Below are 19015 nucleotides of genomic sequence, written 5' to 3'. Positions count from 1 at the left end.
TCAGCCGGCGACCGTGCGGACGAGCAGGAAGACGTTCAGCGCGGAGACGACGCCGACGCCCGCCGCGCCGAACAGCGTGGTGGCCCGCCGGTTCACCGCGCTGCCCATGATGTCCGCACGGCGTCCGAGCAGCAACAACGGCACCAGCGCGAACGGGATGCCGAACGACAGCACCACCTGGCTGAGCACGAGCGCGCGGGTCGGGTCCACGCCCAGCGCGAGCACCCCGAGCGCGGGCGCCATGGTCAGCAGCCGGCGCAGCGCCAACGGGATGCGGCGGCGCACGAAGCCCTCCATGACGACCTGCCCGGAGTAGGTGCCGACGCTGGACGCGGCCAGCCCGGAGGCCGGCAGGGCCAGGGCGAACGCCAGGGCGGCGCCGGGCCCGAGCACGTCGCCGAGGCCGGCGTGCACGTCCTCCAGCGACTCCCTCGGCACGCCGGCGCCGTGGAACGCGCCCGCCGCGACGACCAGCATGGCGGCGTTGACCAGCCCGGCGACCCCGAGCGCGATCATGATGTCGGCACGGCCGGCGCGCAGCGTCCGGCGCCGTGCCGCGGGATCGTCGGTGTGGTGGTGCTGGGTGAGGGCGGAGTGCAGGTAGATGACGTGCGGCATCACGGTCGCGCCGAGCATCCCGGTGGCCGGCAGCACGCTGTCCGCGCCCGCGAAACCGGGACCAGCCCGGCCGCCGCGCCGGTCGGGGGTCCGAGCTGCGCCGCCTGGTAGAGGAACCCGCCGAGCACGACCGCGAGCAGCCCGACGATCACCGACTCGAACCGCCGCCGGCGCAGCGGCGCGAGCGCCGGCACCCCGGCCGACACCACGGCGGTGATCAGCGCGGCGGGCAGCAGCGGCACCCCGAACAGGAGGTTCAACGCCACCGCCGCGCCGACGAACTCGGCCAGGTCGGTCGCCATCGCGACCAGTTCGGCCTGCACCCACAGCAGGCCGGTGACGGGGCGCGGGTAGTGCTCCCGGCACAGCTGCGGCAGGTTCCGGCCGGTCACCACGCCCAGCTTCGCCGACTGGTACTGGATGAACATCGCCAACGCGCTCGCGCCGACGATGACCCACAGCAGCAGGTAGCCGTGGGCCGCGCCGCCCGCCATGTTGGTGGCGAAGTTGCCGGGGTCGACGTAGGCGACCGCGACCACGAACGCCGGGCCCATGACCGCGGCGGCCGAGCGCAGGCGCGCCGCCACCGGAGGGATCGACGAGGTGCCGACCATGCCACCGTGCCCTTCGGATCGGCGTGGCGGCCACCCGCGGTGGGCGGCCGCCACGGCGGTGATCAGGTCAGCTTGCGGATCGCCCGCTCGATCAGGCCGAGGTTGGCCGGGCTGGTCGCGTACAGCAGCGGGTCCGGCTCGGGCGCGGAGGCCGTCCCGCCGAGCGGCCGCGGGTCCATCAGGTAGGAGAACTCGTGCGCGCCGTCCGGGGTGGTGCCGGACGCCCAGCGGCCCTCGGGTCCGGCCGGGGCCGTCGGAGGTGTGCCCGCGTGCTCCTGGTGCTCTTCCTCGAACAGCGCGTTCGGGCTGATCGGGCCCTCCAGCCCGTCCTCCTGCAACTCCTCGATGGCGGCCGGCCGCATGTTCTGGTGCGCGGTGTCGTGGGCGAGGTTGAACTTGAGCATGTCGCGCACGCCCGGGTCGTCGGTCATGTTGCACAGCCGCGCGGTCTGCAGCCTGCCCTGGGCCTCGGCCGCCACGTTGGCCCGGAAGTCGGCCATGAGGTTGCCGCTCGCCACGATGTACCGGCCGTTCCAGGGCACGCCGTTGCTGTCGGACAACGTCGGCCCGCCACCGCTCACGATGGCCTGCTGCACGTCCATGCCGCCGACCACGGCCGCGATCACCGGGTCCTGCACGGCCTTGGCCGTCACCTCCGACGGAGCGCCCTCCAGCAGCCTGGCCACCATCGTCGCCGGCATCTCGACGTGGCCGATCTCCTCGGTAGCCACGTCCATGATCAGGTCCTTGTACTTGCCCTCCACGCGACAGTTCCAGCCCTGGAACAGGTACTGCATGGTCACGGTCATCTCGCCGTACGCGCCGCCGATCAGCTCCTGGAGCTTGCGGGCGAACAGCGCGTCCGGCTGCATGGGCTTCGCCTCGAACTGCAACTTGCCGGTGTGCAAGAACATCGCGCCTCCTCGGTCGGCTCAGGGCGCCGACGCCAGGAGCGCCGCATGACTGCGGCGGCGCGGTCGGGGCACGGCGGCGTCACCGCTCCGTCACCGCCGCCGGTGGGGCGGTCGGAAAACTCGTGACCGGTGGTGTGCCGGGCGGATTCGCGGGCACCCGTGCGGCCTGGATGCCACGAAGTCGATGGGTAGTTGCCGATGTCAGTGACCCGCGCTCAACTCGTGCCCCGACCGACCATCCGCCTGCTCGACGGCTTCGCCCTGGTGTGCGGGCACGCGGAGGTGCACGTCATACCGGTCACCCGGAAGCTGCCGGCCCTGCTCGCCCTGCGGGACGCACCGGTCAGCCGCGTCGTCGTGGCCGCGTCGCTGTGGCCGGACGCGACGGCGCGCCGTGCGGCGGCGAGCCTGCGGTCCACGCTGTGGAGACCGGCCGCGCCGACCGGGCCGCTGGTGGAGTCCGCGGACGACACGCTGCGGCTCGTGCCGCAGGTGGAGGTCGACTTCCACCGCGCGTGCCGCCTCGCCGCCACGGTGGCCGCATCGGACCACGTGCCCGACCCGCAGGCCGTCGTCATGCTCAAGGCCGACCTGCTGCCGGGGTGGGAGCAGTCCTGGCTGCTCGCCGAACGGGACTGGTGGCGCCAGGCGAGGCTGCGCGCGTTGGAGGCGTTGAGCGAGCGGTTCCGGTCGACCGGGGACCGGCACCGCGCGCACCAGGCCGCGCCGGCGGCCGTGCAGACCGATCCGTTGCGGGAGAGCGCGCACCGCACGCTGGTGGAACTGCACCTGGCCGACGGCAACCCGGCGCAGGCCGTGCGGCAGTACACCAGCTTCCGGGTGCGGCTGCGGACCGAGTTGGGGTTGGAGCCGTCGCCGGAGATCCGCCGCCTCGTCGGACCGCTCCTGGGCGGCAGGCGGTGAGCGGCGGCGTCCTGGGCGCGGTGCTGCTGTGGACCGGGCTGCTGTGGACCGGGCTGCTGTGGACCGGGCTGGTGTGGCTGGGCGGCCTCGGCGTGTTCGCGTTGGCCTGCAAGGTGTCCGCGACCGAGCCGCGCGGGTGGCGTGAGGCCCGCCGCATCGCCGCGTGGCGGCGGGTGGGCCCGCACGTCCGGGCGGCGTGCTCGTTGCCGGCGGCGGTCGGCGCGGCCCTGCTGGTGGTCTACCCGCGGTGAGCCGTTCCCACGTGATCGGGATGACCCGCCGCGCCACGGGTACCCGCTGGCTTCCGACGAGAGGTGGAGCGATGAACACAACCATGAGAGCCATCGCCGTCACGGGTGTGGGCGCGGCGGTGGCGGTCGGCCGACGGATGACGGCCCGTCGGCGCGAGCTGCACCGCGACCGGTCCGACCACTGGCTCGCGGTGACCATCGACCGGTCGATGGACGCCGTGACGGGACCGGCGCGGCTGCCCGGGCCCATGGGCGAGCTGGGCGGGCGCGTCGAGGTGCGGTTCCGCCCGGCTCCCGGCGGCCGGGGGACCGAGGTGCTGGCCGCGCCCCAGGACGACGACGTGTCGAGGGAGGACCTGCGCGTGGCGTTGCGGAAGACGAAGTCGCTGCTGGAGACGGGCACGGTGATCCGGCCGGACACACCGCCGACGACCCACCCCGGACCGGCCGGGAAGGTGCTGCGCCTGGTGGTCGGCAAGTCGGCGCGGGAGGGGCGGCTGTGAGGGCGTTGTGCTGGGAAGGCGTCAACGACGTGCGGGTGCAGGACGTGCCCGACCCCCGGATCCTCAACGACGGCGACCTGATCCTGAAGGTGCGGCTGAGCACCGCGTGCGGCTCGGACCTGCACCTGCTCACCGGCCACATCCCGTTCATGCAGGCCGGTGACGTGATCGGGCACGAGTTCATGGGCGAGGTGGTCGAGGTCGGCCCCGACGTGACCCGCCACAAGCCCGGTGACCGGGTCGTGGTGGCGTCGTTCATCGGCTGCGGGCAGTGCTACTACTGCCGCAACGACCTGTGGTCGTTGTGCGACAACACCAACACCAACCCCGGCATCACGCAGGCGTTGTGGGGCGCCGACCCCGGCGGGATCTTCGGCTACTCGCACGCGATGGGCGGCTTCAAGGGCAGCCACGCCGAGTACGTGCGCGTGCCCTTCGCCGACCACAACGCCATCCCGATCCCGGACGCCGTGGACGACCTCAGCGCGGTGTTCGCCTCCGACTCGGCGCCCACCGGGTGGATGGGCGCGGACCTCGGCGGCGTGCGGCCCGGCGACGTGGTCGCGGTGTGGGGCAGCGGCGCGGTCGGGCAGATGGCCGCCCGCTCGGCCCAGCTCCTCGGCGCGGAACGCGTCGTCGTGGTCGACCGCTTCGACTACCGGCTGCGGCAGGCGGAGAACGTGTTCGGCGTGGAGACGTTGAACTACGAGCACGTCGACATCGGTGCGGCGCTGCGCGAGATGACCGGTGGCCGCGGACCGGACGTGTGCATCGAGGCGGTGGGCTGCGAGGCGCACAGCTACGGCCCGCAGCACGCCTACGACCAGGTCAAGAGCAAGCTCAAGCTGGAGACCGACCGGCCGATCGCGGTGCGCGAGGCGATCCACAACTGCCGCAAGGGCGGCACGGTGTTCGTGCTCGGCGTGTTCAGCGGCGTGGTCGACAAGTTCCCGCTCGGCGCGGTGATGAACAAGGGCCTCACGCTGCGCGCGGCGCAGCAGCACGGGCAGCGCTACATCCCGATGCTGCTCGACCGGATGGCCTCGGGCGAGCTCACCACCACCCACCTGGCCACGCACGTCCTGCCGCTGGAGGAGGGCGCGCGCGGCTACCAGCTGTTCAAGGACAAGCAGGACGACTGCGTGCGCGCGGTCTTCCGCCCCTGACATTGGGCCGCTCGTATCTGAGCCCCTGCTCCGAAACTCCTATTCAGTGAACCCGAAGGAGCAACAGGGGCGGTGAAGCCCGATGAAGTGGCTAACTGGAGGATCATTCGCAATTCTGGCGTGCGCGGTGGTGGCCGGCTGTGCCGAGGATCCCGGACGACCGGTGTCCGGGCAGGCCACCACCGTCCGGTCGGCGGCGCCGGGGGACGTGGGAACCGCACCCGCGGAGTCGGGGACGGTCGCGCCCCCCGCGCCGGGGGAGCCCACCACGCGCGACGCGCCCGGGACCGACAAGGACGACCTGCCGGGGGTGCCCGGCAGTCCGATCACCTACGACCCCACCAACCTGCAGGGCCTGCACCCCGAGCGCGTGCGCAGGGTGATCGAGGAACGGGTGGCGGCGGAGTTGCCGCCCCAGTGCCGGGCGACCCTGTGCGGGATCAAGTTCGCGTACTCGACGACGCAGGACGGCGAGAAGTGCTTCCGGTCGGCCTCGCCGACGACCGTGTACCCCGGCGGCACCATCACGTTGTCCGTCGGGCTCACGTGCGACCAGCCCGAGCGGGACGAACCCGTCACGGAGGAGCCCGCGTCCGACGAGCCCGCGCCCGGCGAACCCGAACCCGGGGAGCCCGAACCGGAAGAGCCGGCCGGACCGACCACCACCGTGACGACGGCCGGCGGTGGGGGATGAGCACCGTCGGCACCCGCCGGTCGGTCGCCGCACCCGCACCGCAGGCGGCGCCCGACCCGGCCGACCCGGGGACGGGACCGGGGCGGGCGCTGCGGATCGCGGCCTCGGTCGTGGCCAACACGACCCTGCTCACGGCACTGCTGTACTTCTTCGGCATGGCGGCCACGCAGGTGTTCTTCGCCCACTTCCGGGTGCACTACACCCTGCTCAGCCAGACCCCGGACGAGGTCCTGGCGCGTGGCGCGGACGGCCTGTTCCTGCCGCTGTCCGGTATCGCGATCGCCGTCCTGGCCGCCACGTTCCTCGCCCGGTACCTCAGGACGCGGCTGTCGGCACGGCGGTGGGCGGCGTTGCTGCGCGCGTGCACGCCGGTCGCCGCCGTGCTCGGGCTCGCCCTGCTCGCGGTGGCGGTGCCGATCACCGTCGACCCCGACCCGTTCCGCGAGTACCCGGGCCTGCCGGGGTTGGGCTTCGCGGTCGGTGTCGTGCTGCTGGCGTTCGCCTGGCGGCAGTGGGGCACCACCGCCGGCCGGGGACGCCGGGGCTCCGCGTTCGGCGTGGTGGAGTCGCTGGCCGCGTTCCTGCTGGTCAGCATCGGTCTGTTCTGGTCCGTCGGCGACTACTCGGCCTCGGTCGGCACGCGGCGCGGCGCCGAGACCGAGGTACGGTTGCCGGAGATGCCCGCCGTGGTCGTCTACAGCAAGCAGAGCCTGAACCTGGCCGGCGAGGGCGTGCGCCAGGTGTCGTGCGCGCAGTCCGACGCGGCCTACCAGTACCGCTACGACGGGCTGAAACTGCTGCTCCAGTCGGGTGGCCAGTACGTGTTCCTGCCCGCGACGTGGAGATCGTCGGCGGGCACCGCGTTCGTCGTGCCCCGCACCGACTCGCTGCGCCTGGAGTTCGGGCCGCCGGACAGCAGGCCGGCACCGTCGTGCTGACTCCCGCCGTCGTGCCGACCGCCGTCGTGCCGGCCCCGCCGTCGTGCTGACCCCGCCGTCGTGCTGACCGCCGGTCACCGGCTGGAGGCCCGCACCACCAGCCTGGTCGGCAGGAACGCGGGCGACGGCTTGTCGCCGCCGTGCACCATGGTCAGCACGGCCCGTGCGGCGGCCACCCCGATGCCCGCCTTGTCCTGCGCCAGCGTGGTCAGCGGCGGGTCGACCAGGGCGGCCAGCTCGATGTCGTCGAACCCCACCACGGCCAGCTCGTCCGGCACGCGCAGGCCCGCGTGGCGTGCGGCCAGCAACGCGCCCACCGCCATCTCGTCGCTCGCGCAGAACACCGCCGTCGGCGGCTCGGGCAGCGCTATCAGCGACCGCATCGCCGCCTGCCCGCTCGGCCGGTAGAAGTCGCCCTCCACCACGTACTCCGGCGGCACCGCCAGACCCGCCTCGCCCATCGCCGCGCGGAAGCCGTCCAGCCGGTCCGCGGCCGGGCGGTTGGCGCGCGGCCCGGTGATCGTGGCGATCCGGCGGTGGCCCGTGTCGACGAGGTGCCGCACCGCCATCGCCGCGCCGCCGGAGTTGTCCGACGTCACGTACGTCGCACGGGGACCGTCCACCTCCACGTCCACCGCCACGCACGGCAGCCCGGACTGGGCGAACGCGGCGAACGCCGGGGCGTCGGACCCGCTGTCGATGAGCACCAGCCCGCCGAGGTGGTGCCGCCTGGTCATGTTCACGTACGCCACCGGGTCGGCCAGCGACGCGCCGACCGCCCGCAGCGCGGCCGACCCGCTCGTGGCGAGCATCAGCAGGTGGTAGCCGTGCGCGCTCAGCGCCGACTTCAGCCCGATCAGCAGCTCCTGCAGGTACGGGTGCCGCCAGCCCGGCCTGCGGTGGTCGGTGTCCCACACCAGGCCGATCAACCCCGACCGCTTGGTGGCCAGCGCGCGGGCCGACTCGTTGGGCCGGTAGTCCAGCTCGCGGGCCACCCGCTCCACCACTTCGCGCTTTTCCTTGCTGACCGTCAGCGGCTGGTTGAAAACGCGCGAAACGGTCGCCACGGACACCCCGCAGAGCTGGGCGATCTCACGGATCGTGGTCATCTCCCGCCTTTCTTTGTAACCGCTTACAGACCCTCCATCAGGGCGTCCTGACCAGGGTGGACACCCTATCACCTGCGGAAACGTCGAAGCGCTCGAACGGGCATGTTATGCGTTCGTTACTTGACGGTATCGTGTGGACACGGCTGTCATGTAGACCACACCGGCCGGGCGCAGATCCCGGTCGAATTCGCCGGAAACCCCCGGAACCACCTGTGCGGGTCCGGCGTGCCCTGAAAAGGCCCGCTTTGTGATGGAGAGGGAGAGCCGCGATATGAGACGAACTCCGACCCTGGTCGGCGTCGGCCTGCTGGCCGCGAGCCTGCTCGCCGGCTGCGGCAGCGGCGCGGGCGACGGCAAGACCCGGATCACCATCGGGATGTTCGGCAACTTCGGCTACCAGCAGCTGTTCGAGGAGTACGAGAAGGCGCACCCGGACATCGACATCACCGACCGCACCGCCTCCTACTCCGACCACCACAAGAACCTCGCCGCCCACCTCGCCACCAACAACGGCGCCGCCGACGTCGAGGCCGTCGACGTCGGCTACATCAACCAGTTCAAGGCCAACCCCGGCCAGTTCGTCGAGCTGAAGTCCGACATCAAGGACCGCTGGCTGGACTGGAAGTGGGAGGCCTCGCTGTCCAAGGACGGCAAGCAGATCGGCTACGGCACCGACGTCGGCGGCCTGGCCATCTGCTACCGCCGCGACCTGTTCGAGGCCGCGGGCCTGCCCGCCGACCGCGACCAGGTCTCCGCGCTGTGGCCCACGTGGGAGCAGTTCATGGCCACCGGCAAGCAGTTCGCGGCCAAGGCGCCGGCCGGCGCGAAGTTCTTCGACGGCGGGCCGACCGTGCTCAACGCGATCGTCGGCCAGGCGCCCACCGGCTACTACGACAAGGACGACAAGATCGTCGTCGGCGACAACGCCGACATCAGGAAGGGCTGGAACCTCGTCGCCCAAGGCGTCGCCGACGGCCTGTCCGCCGGTCTGCTGCACAGCACCCCCGCCTGGAACACCGGCTTCAAGCAGGGCCAGTTCGCCACCCTCGCCTGCCCGGCCTGGATGATGGCCAAGATCAAGGACCAGGCGCCCGACACCGCCGGCAAGTGGGACCTCGCGGCCGTGCCCGGCGGCGGCGGCAACTGGGGCGGCTCTTACCTGACCGTGCCCAAGCAGGGCAAGAACGTCGACAAGGCCGTCGCGCTGGCCACCTGGCTCACCGCGCCCGAGCAGCAGGCCAAGGTCTTCGCCACCGCAGGCCTCCTGCCGTCCGCGCCCAAGCTCTACAGCGAGCAGTCGGTCGCGCAGAAGACCGACCCGTTCTTCAACAACGCGCCCACCGGCAAGGTGTTCACCGACGCCGCCCGCGCCCTGAAGCCGCAGTACCAGGGCCCCAAGGCCGGTGACGTGCAGACCGAGCTCGGCAACGCCATGCAGCGCGTCGAGCAGGGCAAGCAGAGCCCGGACGAGTCGTGGACGCAGTTCGTCGGCGACGTCAAGAGGCTCGAAGACTGATGAAGACGGACTGGCGCGAACGCCGCCACCGGTGGGACATCCGGTACGCGCCGTACGCCTACATCGCGCCGTACTTCCTGCTGTTCGCGGTGTTCGGCCTGTTCCCCCTGCTCTACACCGCGTGGGTGTCGATGCAGGACCGCAACCTGCTCGACGGCGACGCGGCCACGTTCATCGGCTTGGACAACTACGTCGAACTGCTCACCGCGGACCCGTACTTCTGGAACGCCATGGGCAACACGCTGAGCCTGTGGCTGCTCACCACCGTCCCGCAGATCCTGTTCGCGCTCGGCATCGCGCAGCTGCTCAACCGGCGGCTGCGCGGCCGGACGTTCTTCCGGATGGGCGTGCTGCTGCCCAACATCACCTCCGTCGCCGCAGTGACGATCATCTTCGCGCAGCTGTTCGGCCGCGACTTCGGCCTGATCAACTGGACGCTGGAGCTGTTCGACGCCGGCCGGATCGACTGGCAGGCGGGCACCGGCAGCTCCCACACCGCCATCGCCGCGATGGTGGTGTGGCGCTGGACCGGCTACCACGCACTGATCTTCCTGGCGTCCATGCAGGCCATCCCGACCAGCGTGTACGAGGCGGCCCGGTTGGACGGCGCGAGCTCGTGGCAGCAGTTCTGGCGGATCACCGTGCCGATGCTGCGCCCGCAGATCATCTTCTCCACCGTGATCGCCACCGCGGGCAACATGCGGCTGCTGGCCGAGCCGCTGCTGTTCAACCCCGGCGCGGGCGCGGCGACCGGCGGCTCGGACCGGCAGTTCCAGACCGCCGCGCTCTACCTCTACGAGCAGGGCTTCACGAAGTTCGACTTCGGCTACGCGTCGGCCATCGCCTGGCTGCTGCTCATCGCGACGGTCGTCATCACCGGGTTGAGCTACCTGGCCGCACGCCGCATCCGGACCGACTGAGAGGGCTGGACATGACCACCGTGCTCGAACCGCTGGTGCCGGCCACGCCCGCGCCGCACCGGCAGCGCCGGGCGATGCGGCTACCCGGACCGTGGACCTACGCGGCGTTGATCGCGGTGCTCGCCGGGTCGGCGTTCCCGGTGTACTGGTCGCTCGTCGTGTCGTCGCAGACGCCGGACAAGGTCGACAGCGTGCCGCCGGTCCTGGTACCCGGCGGCAACCTGTTCGCCAACATCTCGCGCGTGTTCGACCAGTCGGACTTCGCGCTGGCGATGATGAACTCGCTGATCGTGTCGGGGACGATCACCCTGTCGGTGGTGTTCTTCTCCACCCTGGCGGGCTTCGCCTTCGCCAAGCTGAGGTTCCGCGGCAGGTCGGCGCTCATGCTGCTCGTCGTCGCCACCCAGGCCGTGCCCACCGAACTCGGCGTGATCCCGCTGTACATGATGATGAGCGACTTCGGCTGGGCGGGGGAGATCCACGCGGTCATCGTGCCCGGCCTGGTCACCGCGTTCGGCGTGTTCTTCATGCGACAGTACTTCGAGCGGGCGGTGCCCGACGAGCTGTTGGAGGCGGGGCGGATGGACGGGTGCAGCTCCTTGCGCCTGTACTGGCACGTCGTGCTGCCCGCCGCCCGCCCTGCCGCCGCCGTGCTCGGCCTGTTCACGTTCATGCAGGCGTGGAACGACTTCTTCTGGCCACTGGTCGTGCTGACCCCGGAGAACCCCACCGTGCAGACCGCCCTGTCCACCCTGGCCAGCGGCTACACCACCGACTACACCCTCGTGCTCACCGCGGCGACCATCGGCACCGTGCCGGTGCTCGCGGTGTTCCTCCTGTTCGGCCGGCAGATCGTCGGCGGGATCATGCAGGGTGCGTTGAAGGGCTGATTCGAGAGCTCCTTGCTTGACGTCCACCCCGGCCGCGAAGCCGGGGTGCCGCCAGGCTCACGCCCGGCGGTTCCTGTTTCTTCCACCCATGAGAGGAGGATTGCGCCAGATGCCTCGCCGACTGACGTCGGGTCGGTCTTGCTCCGACTCCGCAGGCTGTGACCGCCCGCCCGGCGGCCAGGATGTTCTTCGCGGCGTTCACGTCGCGATCGTGTTCGGCGCCGCATCCGGGGCAGGTCCACTCCCGGACGTTCATCGGTATCCGGTCGAGCAGGTGCCCGCATCGCGAGCACGTCTTCGTGCTCGGGTACCAGCGGTCGACCACGACCAGTGCACGCCCGTACCACCGGGCTTTGTAGTCGAGCATCGACCGCAGTTGCGCCCAGGACGCGTCGCCGATGACGCGTGCCAGGTGCCGGTGACTCATCATGCCCCGCACGTTGAGGTCCTCGATCGCGACCGTTTGGTTTTCACGGACGAGCCGAGTGGACAACTTGTGCAGGAAGTCCCGGCGCCGGTCGGCAATCCCGGCGTGGACGCGTGCGACCCTCAGCCGGGCCTTGGTACGGTTGTCGGACCCGTTCTGCTTGCGGGACAACGCCCTTTGGGCGCGTGCCAGCCGGAGGTGGTCCCGTTCCCCGTGGCGGGGGTTGGCGATCTTCTCGCCGGTGGACAGGGTGACCAGGGCGGTCAGCCCGGCGTCCACCCCGACCTCGGTCGTGGTCGGTGGCAGGTGCTCGATCGTGGCCTCGACCAGGATCGACACGTGCCACCGGGCCGCTGTGTCCCGCGACACGGTGACCGTGGACGGTTCGGCGTGCTCCGGCAGAGGACGGGACCAGCGGATGTCCAGCGGTTCGGCCATTTTCGCGAGGGTGAGCCGGCCGTCGCGCCAGTGGAACGCCGAACGGGTGTACTCCGCCGATGCCCGACCACGCTTGCGGGACTTGAACTTCGGATACCGCGTCCGCTTCTCCCAGAAGGACGTGAACGCGCCTTGCAGGTGACGCAGGCACTGCTGGAGCGGCACGCTCGACACGTCGTTCAGGAAGACGAGGTCTTCGGTCTTCTTCCACGCGGTGAGCAGCGTGGAGGTCTCCCCGTAGCTCATTCGCCGCTGTTGCTCGTACCAGCCGACGGTCCGGGCTTCCAGTGCCTTGTTGTACACGAGTCGGACGCAGCCGAACGTGCGCAGCAGTTCCCGCTCCTGCGACGCGCTCGGGTAGAAGCGGTACTTGAACGCCCGCTTCACGCGGTTGCTCGCCACCTTCCCCACATTAACAGCGTGCCTAGGAGTTTCAGTTGACCGACTTCCCCCAAGGATTCCGCTGGGGCGTCGCCACTTCGGCCTACCAGATCGAAGGTGCGGTGGACGCAGACGGGAGAGGCCCGTCGATCTGGGACGCGTTCGGCGCGGTGCCGGGCGCGGTCGCCGGTGGCGACACCGGAGCCGTCGCGTGCGACCACTACCACCGGATGCCGGAGGACCTGGCGCTGCTCGGCGAGCTCGGCGTGGACGCGTACCGGTTCTCGGTGTCGTGGCCGCGGGTGCTGCCGACCGGCGCGGGCCGGGTCGAGCCGCGCGGGCTGGACTTCTACAGCCGGCTGGTCGACGGGCTGCTGGAACGCGGTATCGAGCCGTTCCTCACGCTGTACCACTGGGACCTGCCGCAGGCGTTGGAGGAGCTCGGCGGCTGGCGGTCGCGGGACACCGCGCAGCGGTTCGCCGAGTACGCGGTGGTCGTGCACGACGCCCTGGGCGACCGGGTGTCGAAGTGGACGACGTTCAACGAGCCGTACGTGTCCGCGATCGTCGGCTACGGCGAGGGCAGGCACGCGCCCGGCGCGCGGGAGGGCCACGGCTCCCTCGCCGCCGCGCACCACCTGATGGTGGCGCACGGGCTCGCGGTGCAGGCCATGCGCGGCACGGCGGGCCACGAGTTCGGCATCGTGCTCAACCAGTCGCCGTCGACCCCGGTCACCTCGTCGGAGGCCGACGTCGCCGCCGCGCGCCGGCACGACCTGCTGCTGCGCCGCCAGTTCACCGAACCGCTGTTCGCCGGCCGCTACCCGGACGACTACGAGGACACCTTCGCGGGAGTCACCGACCTGTCGTTCCGGCAGGACGGCGACCTGGAGCTGATCTCCACGCCGCTGGACTACGTGGGCATCAACTACTACTACCGGCAGCACGTGGCCGACGCGCCGCACCGCGACCCCGACCCGGCCACCCGCACGTCCATCGACGTCGGCATCGACACCACGCGCCTGCCGGACGTCCCGCGCACCGCGATGAATTGGCCGGTCGAGCCGGAAGGGCTCACCCAGACGTTGGTGGACCTGAGGGAGCGGTACCCGGACCTGCCGCCGGTGTACGTCACCGAGAACGGGTGCGTCTACCCGGACAACCCCGGGTTCGTCGACCAGGAGCGCATCGACTACCTGCGCACCCACCTCGCCGCGGCCCGGGACGCGATCACCGCCGGGGTCGACCTGCGCGGCTACTTCGTGTGGTCGTTCCTGGACAACTTCGAGTGGGCGCACGGCTACAAGCACCGGTTCGGCCTGGTGCACGTGGACTACGAGACGCTGGTCCGCACGCCGCGGGCGAGCTTCTACTGGTACCAGAGCCTGTTGGCCGCTGTGTAATTTGCCGCTGCTCCGCAGGCGGCGGCTCGGTCGCCGGGAAGTCGGTCGTTCGCGCCTGTGTTGGATAGCCGCTGCTCCGCAGACGGCGGGCGAGGTCGCCTGGAAGTCGGTCGTTCGCGCCCTGATTTCCCGACGATCGAAAAGCGTGATCGCCGGGAAATGAGGACGCGAACGACCGACGCGACCTCGCGGTGGGGTGGAGCCGGGTGGCGCGACCTCATGGGGTGGGTGAGGTGGCGCGAGCTCGTGGGTGGGGTGGGCGCGGCCTTGCGGTGGATGTGTTGGGGGCATGGACGATCGCCGCGGTGCGGTGATCGGCGAGGCCACCGTCGTGCGGAGGCGCGTCCGGGCGACGGTGGCCGTGGCGTCATGACCGGTTCGGGTGGTGGCGGCCGGCGTGCGGGACGGGCAGGGTCGGAGCGGGAGGCGACTGTGGTCGTGCCGCCGCGATACCTGCCCGATCCCGGGCCGCGGGCGTTGGCCGTGCGGTTGGGTGCGCTCGCGACGGCCGGGGTGCCGGTGCGGTGCCGGGTGTACGTCGGGCTGCACGAGCCGGGGGAGACCTCGCCGCCGCACGCCGTCGTCACCCACACCATCGCCCGGCACCTCGCGGCCGGCACCACGGCGGCGTTGCCCCGGTTCACCACAAGCTCGTCGCCGATGCAGCGCGTGTACGACGCCGCCTCGCTGGGACGGGTCGACGCGATCGGCGGCGACATGGCGGTGTTCCCCGCCGACCTGGCCTCCGACCTGTGGTCACGGGTCCGCGAGCGGTCGGTCGACCCGGACGACCGCGTGACGGCGGCCGACCTGCTGCTGCGCCTCGGCTACCAGCGGCACGCGGCGGACGTGCTCGGGATGGCGCAGGTCGACCCGCGCACCCACGTGTTCGACCCGACCACGGCCGTGAAGCAGCTCGCGGTGCTGTTCTGGCACCCCCACCGGCCCGCCGACCTGGAGGCCCTGGCCCTGCGGGGAGCCCGGGACGAACGCCTGCCGGCCGACGCGCGGCGCGCGATCGCGCTCTTCGTCGTGGTCCGCAACGGACGCCGGGGCGACGACACGCCCCCGCTGCACGAAGCCGCCGCACTCGCCCGGGCACTGCCGCCGGCGGACGGCCTGGCGAGGCAGTCGCTGCACCGCGCCCTGGCATTCGTCCCGTTCCTGCGCGGCGACGTGGTGGAGACGTTCCGGCTGCTGGACCTGGCGTCGCGGGCGCAGCTGGAGGTCCGGCCGACCACCGCGCTCGACCGGTTGGCCTGGGCCGACCACGCGTTCCCCCTGCACGAGACGATCGCCAGGACCCACCTGCGCACCGGTTCACCGGACCGCGCCGTCACCGCGTCCGACGAACTGGTGTCGCTCGCGCCGCACGACCACCGCACGTGGGCCGTGCGCGGAGACGCCCTGCTGGCCGCACGGCGGTGGCCGGAAGCCGTCGAGGCGTTCGACCGCGCCGTCGCGCTGGGCGGTCGGCCCGCGGCCCGCGCCGCGTTCCTGCGCGGCTGGGCGCTGGACCGACTCGGCCGCCGCGCGGACGCGACCGACTCCTACCGGCTCTCGCACCGGATCGACCCGACCGTCACGGCCACGGGTTCGGCCTGCACGACTTCCCGTCCGGGGTGACCACGACCCCCTGGTCGCTGCCCGTGGTGATCGAGGCCAGACCGTCGTTGTCGACGCTCAGCGTCTGCTGCATCATCACCGGCGCCGGCGCGCCGTCCTGGGGGCACACCACGTGGCCCAGGCCGAGGAAGTGCCCCACCTCGTGGTTGACCGCGTAGAGCCGGTAACGACGCAGGTCGTCGCCGTAGGTGTGCGCGCCGCGGAACCAGCGCGCGGTGCTCAGGTGCACGGCCGGCCCGATCCGGCACGACGTGTCGTAGGGCAGCTCGAACCCGCACAGCGACCGCGCGGTCCGCTGCGAGGTCAACCGGATCCGCAGCTCCGGTTCCACTTCGCCGCCCACCCGCCGGAACGCCTGCCGCGTGGACCACCCGCGCGGGTGCCGCAACGCGTAGTCGACCACCGCGGCGAACGAGTCGTCGCCGTTGGGCAGCACCACCCCGTCCTCGACCTCCACCGCGTAGGTGATGCCGGACGTGCCGCCGCCACCCGGTGGCGGCACGACGTGCCACGTGCCCGCGCCCTGCTCCGGGAACGCCGGACCGGGCGGCAGGTCCGCGCCGGAGCGCACCGCGTCGACCACCGGCGTGCTCCTCGTCGAGGCCTGCGGCGGGGCGGGTGGCACGACCCCGGCGGCGGGCCAGGCCACGGTCGTCGACCGCGCCGCCGCGCCGACGTCCAACGCCACCACGGTCGTCGCGGCCAGGCAGACGCCGGTCAGGTAGGGCAGGAGCGGGAACCACCTCATGCGGGCTCCAGGCCGGCCGATCCGTAGGTGCAGGCGGCGTTCCAGAGCAGGAACGACGGTGCGCCGGCCTCCCGGGTGGCCCGCACCTGCGCCTGGACCTCACCGGGGCCGTAGTGGTGGCCCAGCGAGAACGCCTGCAGCCAGGGGACCACCGTCGAGCCGGTGCCGCCGGTCATCCCGACGAAGTCCGCCACCGACGCCCGCACGATCTCGTACGGCTTGGCGTTCGGGTTGTCCACGCCGTACTCGCCGGGACCCCAGTGCGACGGGTAGACCATCGGCGCGACGTAGTCCACGTGCGCCGCGATGGCCGGGATGTCCTGCGCGACGTCCGTCGGGCTGTGCGCGGCGATGCCGAACACCGACGCGCCCAGGTAGGCGCCCTTCGGCCGCACGGCCGCCCGGTTGTCCTTCAGGAAGTCCACTATGGACTGCTCGGGGCTGGTGGCCAGGCCGGGGAACACCATCTGCCCGAGCGGGCCGTCCGGCCGCCGCACGTAGTCGTAGAGGATGTCGTCGAAGCCCAGGGACGCGGCCTCCTCGGCGATGGCGATGTTGTAGGCGCGGACCTCCGGGTTGGCGAAGTTCGTGAACGCGTACTCGCCGTAGTGCGCCGACCAGGGCGCGCCGGACGAGTTCTGCGCCACCCGGTCGCGCGCGCCCGATTCCCACGACGCCTTGCCCAGCACCGGGTCGCGGAACGCCACCAGCCTGCCGACCACCCGCAGCCCCATCTTGTGCAGCTCGTCGATCGCCGCGCGGGCGTCGTAGTAGTTGCGGTTCGCGCCGATCTGCCTGGCCAGCGGCACCTGCGAGTCGTAGCCGATCTCGCCGCTCTCGTCCTTGATGTCGAGCTGCACGGTGTCGATGCGGCCCTCGCGCGCCATCGCCAGCACCGGGTCGCGCAACGACGCGGTCGCCCAGGCGGCGGCGCTCATGTGCACGCCGCGCATCCCGGGGTGGGTGACCTTGACCGCGACGTCGTGCCGCTGCGCGTTGCCCGCGGCGTCGGTGGCCTCGACCCGGACGCTGGCGGGCACCTCCTTCAGCGACGCCTCGAACTTCCCGTCGCGCAACGGCACCTGCTGGTCGCCGACCTTCACCGAGTCCGCGCCGTCCGCGCTGCCCTTCAGGGTCACCGGACCGCGCGGCGACCCGGCCTCGGCCACGTCCACCGTCAACGCGGGCGGCGTGGCGTCGACGGTGAACTCGCGTTCCACCTCGACGTCGGGCATCCACGGCAGCGGGTTGGCCGCCCGGACCGACAGCGTGTGCCTGCCCTCGGCGAGCTTCACCCCGGTCAACGTCATGCGGCCGTCGGCACGTCGTGCCTCGACCGGCTGTCCGTCCACGTGCACGGTGACACGGTCGAGCCCACCGGCGTCGGCGGTGGTGATGGACACGCGCTCGACACCCGAAGGAGTGACAGCGGATCCCTCGCCCAGCTCCGCCACGGCGAGCCCGACGCCGCGGCCGTGCAGCATCGTCGTGACGACCCCCGCGATCAGCAACAGCACCACGACACCGACCGCTGGTATCAGCACGCGCTTGAACTTGCGGGGTGACTCCGACATCAGGCGACTCCGATCTCGACGTGGCTCGGCCACCTGCGGCTTAACCGGGGAGTCGACCGCCAAACCGAAGGTCATCCGATGGGGTGTACAGCGCTGTCAACCGGCTCCGGACGGGAAATCATGCGGGAGTGAACAGCATGTCGCCGAGGCCCGTCCGGACCGTTGTGGCGCTCGTCGCGGCCCTGTGCTGCGCGTGCGCCGCCCAACCGGCGGCCGGGCCGCCCGACGAGGCCGCAGCGCAACTGCCCGGCGCGTCCTCGTCCTCCCCGCCGTCGTCCCCGCCGTCGTCCTCGGCGGCACCGGACCCGGCGGCCGTGGGCGCCAACGAGCTCGGCCAGGTGCCGATCCTGATGTACCACCGGCTGGTCGAGCAGACGACGTCGGTCTACGACCGGACACCGGCGGCGTTCCGCGCCGAGCTCGAACGGCTGGCCCGCGAGGGGTACGTGCCGGTGACCACCGCGGAGTACGCGACCGGGCGCATCGACCTCCCGGCCGGCGCCCACCCGGTCGTGCTCACGTTCGACGACGGCGACGCGACCCAGTTCGCGCTCGGCCCCGACGGGCAGCCGGCGCCCGGTACGGCCATCGCGATCCTGCTGGACGTGGCCGCCCGGCACCCCGGCTTCCGACCGGTGGCCAGCATGTACGTCAACGCCGGGCCGTTCGGGTCACCCGACGGGGCCGCCCTGCGCTGGCTGCGCGACCACGGGTTCGAGATCGGCAACCACACGCGCGACCACACCAACCTCGCGATGGCCGGTGACCAGGGCGTGCAGGAGGCGATCGCGGCCGGGCAGCGGGAGATCCAGCAGGCCGTGCCCGAGTACCAGGTGTCGAGCCTCGCCCTGCCGTTCGGCGCGATCCCGTCGAACGGCGCGCTCGCCCTCCGCGGCGGCTCCGGCGGGACGTCGTACCAGTACGCGTGCGTGCTGATGGTGGGCGCGGGACCGGCGCCGTCGCCGTACGCGGCGGACTTCGACCCGCAGAACACCCCGCGCATCCGGTCGCAGGACCCGACGGGGGAGGACGCCCGCTACGGCTCCGCGGTGTGGCTCGACCAGCTGGCCGCCGCACCGTCGCAGCGCTACACCTCCGACGGCGTGCTCGACCGCATCTCCTACCCGGCGTCGGCCGGCGTCGCGCCCGCACCGCAGTTCGCCGACCGCGCGGCCGCTTACTGACCACACCCCGCCGGGGCCGCGAGGCCTCGCGCCGCTGCCGACGAGCGCCTCTGCGCCTATCGCCCTGCGCCTGGAACCCTGCGCCTATCGCCCTGCGCCTATCGCCCTGCGCCTATCGCCCTGCGCCTATCGCCCTGCGCGACCGCCTGTCTGCCGGGTCTCGGGTCGGTCAGGGGC

Annotated in this window: 17 protein-coding genes and 1 pseudogene; 12 read left to right on the top strand and 6 right to left on the bottom strand. The window is 72.1% G+C overall.

What is annotated here, in order from left to right:
• Together AB0K14_RS33765 and AB0K14_RS33760 are read right to left on the bottom strand one after the other, a co-directional pair.
• Positions 1–1112, bottom strand: a pseudogene (locus tag AB0K14_RS33765) (Nramp family divalent metal transporter).
• Between the two features lie 182 nt (positions 1113–1294).
• Complete coding sequence (locus AB0K14_RS33760) at positions 1295–2146, bottom strand: manganese catalase family protein (protein WP_360463861.1); 852 nt, start codon at positions 2144–2146, stop codon at positions 1295–1297.
• 222 nt (positions 2147–2368) lie between these two features.
• Here AB0K14_RS33760 and AB0K14_RS33755 point away from each other — a divergent pair, with 222 nt between their 5' ends.
• The 6 genes from AB0K14_RS33755 (at position 2369) to AB0K14_RS33730 (ending at position 6622) form a co-directional block, all read left to right on the top strand.
• Positions 2369–3070, top strand: coding sequence for a BTAD domain-containing putative transcriptional regulator (locus AB0K14_RS33755; protein ID WP_360463864.1), 702 nt, complete (start codon positions 2369–2371; stop codon positions 3068–3070).
• Positions 3067–3321, top strand: a complete 255-nt coding sequence (locus tag AB0K14_RS33750; protein ID WP_360463867.1) for a hypothetical protein — start codon at positions 3067–3069, stop codon at positions 3319–3321. Before AB0K14_RS33755 ends, AB0K14_RS33750 begins: the two co-directional genes overlap by 4 nt.
• Positions 3322–3392: 71 nt before the next feature.
• A complete protein-coding gene (locus AB0K14_RS33745; RefSeq protein ID WP_360463869.1) occupies positions 3393–3824 on the top strand; it encodes a hypothetical protein in 432 nt (143 codons plus the stop codon).
• Positions 3821–4990, top strand: a complete 1170-nt coding sequence (locus AB0K14_RS33740; RefSeq protein ID WP_360463871.1) for a zinc-dependent alcohol dehydrogenase — start codon at positions 3821–3823, stop codon at positions 4988–4990. The genes AB0K14_RS33745 and AB0K14_RS33740 overlap by 4 nt, the downstream gene beginning before the upstream one ends.
• Before the next feature lie 163 nt (positions 4991–5153).
• A complete protein-coding gene (locus tag AB0K14_RS33735) occupies positions 5154–5684 on the top strand; it encodes a hypothetical protein (RefSeq protein WP_360463874.1) in 531 nt (176 codons plus the stop codon).
• The gene (locus tag AB0K14_RS33730) at positions 5681–6622 is read left to right on the top strand and encodes a hypothetical protein (RefSeq protein WP_360463877.1); all 942 of its coding nucleotides are present in this window, start codon (positions 5681–5683) and stop codon (positions 6620–6622) included. The genes AB0K14_RS33735 and AB0K14_RS33730 overlap by 4 nt, the downstream gene beginning before the upstream one ends.
• Positions 6623–6696: 74 nt before the next feature.
• On the opposite strand, the gene AB0K14_RS33725 is transcribed toward AB0K14_RS33730, so the two are convergent.
• A complete protein-coding gene (locus AB0K14_RS33725; protein ID WP_360463880.1) occupies positions 6697–7731 on the bottom strand; it encodes a LacI family DNA-binding transcriptional regulator in 1035 nt (344 codons plus the stop codon).
• 271 nt (positions 7732–8002) lie between these two features.
• Between AB0K14_RS33725 and AB0K14_RS33720 the strand changes: the two genes are divergently transcribed.
• From AB0K14_RS33720 to AB0K14_RS33710, 3 genes are read left to right on the top strand one after another with little or no spacing between them, the layout of a single operon-like run.
• A complete protein-coding gene (locus tag AB0K14_RS33720) occupies positions 8003–9247 on the top strand; it encodes an extracellular solute-binding protein (RefSeq protein WP_360463883.1) in 1245 nt (414 codons plus the stop codon).
• The gene (locus AB0K14_RS33715; RefSeq protein WP_360463886.1) at positions 9247–10167 is read left to right on the top strand and encodes a sugar ABC transporter permease; all 921 of its coding nucleotides are present in this window, start codon (positions 9247–9249) and stop codon (positions 10165–10167) included. The genes AB0K14_RS33720 and AB0K14_RS33715 overlap by 1 nt, the downstream gene beginning before the upstream one ends.
• An 11-nt stretch (positions 10168–10178) precedes the next feature.
• Complete coding sequence (locus AB0K14_RS33710; protein ID WP_360463889.1) at positions 10179–11057, top strand: carbohydrate ABC transporter permease; 879 nt, start codon at positions 10179–10181, stop codon at positions 11055–11057.
• Here AB0K14_RS33710 and AB0K14_RS33705 read toward each other — a convergent pair.
• Entirely contained in the window at positions 11032–12324 is a 1293-nt protein-coding gene (locus AB0K14_RS33705; RefSeq protein ID WP_360463892.1) for an RNA-guided endonuclease TnpB family protein, read from the bottom strand. The genes AB0K14_RS33710 and AB0K14_RS33705 overlap by 26 nt on opposite strands.
• A 35-nt stretch (positions 12325–12359) precedes the next feature.
• Here AB0K14_RS33705 and AB0K14_RS33700 point away from each other — a divergent pair, with 35 nt between their 5' ends.
• Positions 12360–13706, top strand: coding sequence for a GH1 family beta-glucosidase (locus tag AB0K14_RS33700; protein ID WP_360463895.1), 1347 nt, complete (start codon positions 12360–12362; stop codon positions 13704–13706).
• Positions 13707–14144: 438 nt separating this feature from the next.
• The gene (locus AB0K14_RS33695; protein WP_360463214.1) at positions 14145–15332 is read left to right on the top strand and encodes a tetratricopeptide repeat protein; all 1188 of its coding nucleotides are present in this window, start codon (positions 14145–14147) and stop codon (positions 15330–15332) included.
• On the opposite strand, the gene AB0K14_RS33690 is transcribed toward AB0K14_RS33695, so the two are convergent.
• Together AB0K14_RS33690 and AB0K14_RS33685 are read right to left on the bottom strand one after the other, a co-directional pair.
• Complete coding sequence (locus AB0K14_RS33690; protein WP_360463217.1) at positions 15289–16080, bottom strand: DUF3152 domain-containing protein; 792 nt, start codon at positions 16078–16080, stop codon at positions 15289–15291. The genes AB0K14_RS33695 and AB0K14_RS33690 overlap by 44 nt on opposite strands.
• Complete coding sequence (locus AB0K14_RS33685; RefSeq protein ID WP_360463219.1) at positions 16077–17654, bottom strand: putative glycoside hydrolase; 1578 nt, start codon at positions 17652–17654, stop codon at positions 16077–16079. The genes AB0K14_RS33690 and AB0K14_RS33685 overlap by 4 nt, the downstream gene beginning before the upstream one ends.
• A 137-nt stretch (positions 17655–17791) precedes the next feature.
• Here AB0K14_RS33685 and AB0K14_RS33680 point away from each other — a divergent pair, with 137 nt between their 5' ends.
• On the top strand, positions 17792–18838 hold the full coding sequence (locus tag AB0K14_RS33680) for a polysaccharide deacetylase family protein (protein WP_360463290.1): 1047 nt from the start codon (positions 17792–17794) through the stop codon (positions 18836–18838).
• The last annotated feature ends 177 nt before the right edge of the window (positions 18839–19015 follow it).

This window comes from Actinosynnema sp. NPDC050801, from assembly GCF_040673975.1.
In the GTDB taxonomy this organism is placed as follows: Bacteria; Actinomycetota; Actinomycetes; order Mycobacteriales; family Pseudonocardiaceae; genus Actinosynnema.
Note: the sequence above shows the minus strand (reverse complement) of the source record. Positions and strands in the feature narration are given on the sequence as shown.

Coding starts and splice junctions, on each gene's coding strand:
- AB0K14_RS33730 (WP_360463877.1), top strand. CDS start 5,681: ATGAGCACCGTCGGCACCCGCCGGTCGGTCGCCGCACCCGCACCGCAG.
- AB0K14_RS33680 (WP_360463290.1), top strand. CDS start 17,792: ATGTCGCCGAGGCCCGTCCGGACCGTTGTGGCGCTCGTCGCGGCCCTG.
- AB0K14_RS33710 (WP_360463889.1), top strand. CDS start 10,179: ATGACCACCGTGCTCGAACCGCTGGTGCCGGCCACGCCCGCGCCGCAC.
- AB0K14_RS33720 (WP_360463883.1), top strand. CDS start 8,003: ATGAGACGAACTCCGACCCTGGTCGGCGTCGGCCTGCTGGCCGCGAGC.
- AB0K14_RS33725 (WP_360463880.1), bottom strand. CDS start 7,731: ATGACCACGATCCGTGAGATCGCCCAGCTCTGCGGGGTGTCCGTGGCG.
- AB0K14_RS33685 (WP_360463219.1), bottom strand. CDS start 17,654: ATGTCGGAGTCACCCCGCAAGTTCAAGCGCGTGCTGATACCAGCGGTC.
- AB0K14_RS33690 (WP_360463217.1), bottom strand. CDS start 16,080: ATGAGGTGGTTCCCGCTCCTGCCCTACCTGACCGGCGTCTGCCTGGCC.
- AB0K14_RS33760 (WP_360463861.1), bottom strand. CDS start 2,146: ATGTTCTTGCACACCGGCAAGTTGCAGTTCGAGGCGAAGCCCATGCAG.
- AB0K14_RS33745 (WP_360463869.1), top strand. CDS start 3,393: ATGAACACAACCATGAGAGCCATCGCCGTCACGGGTGTGGGCGCGGCG.
- AB0K14_RS33715 (WP_360463886.1), top strand. CDS start 9,247: ATGAAGACGGACTGGCGCGAACGCCGCCACCGGTGGGACATCCGGTAC.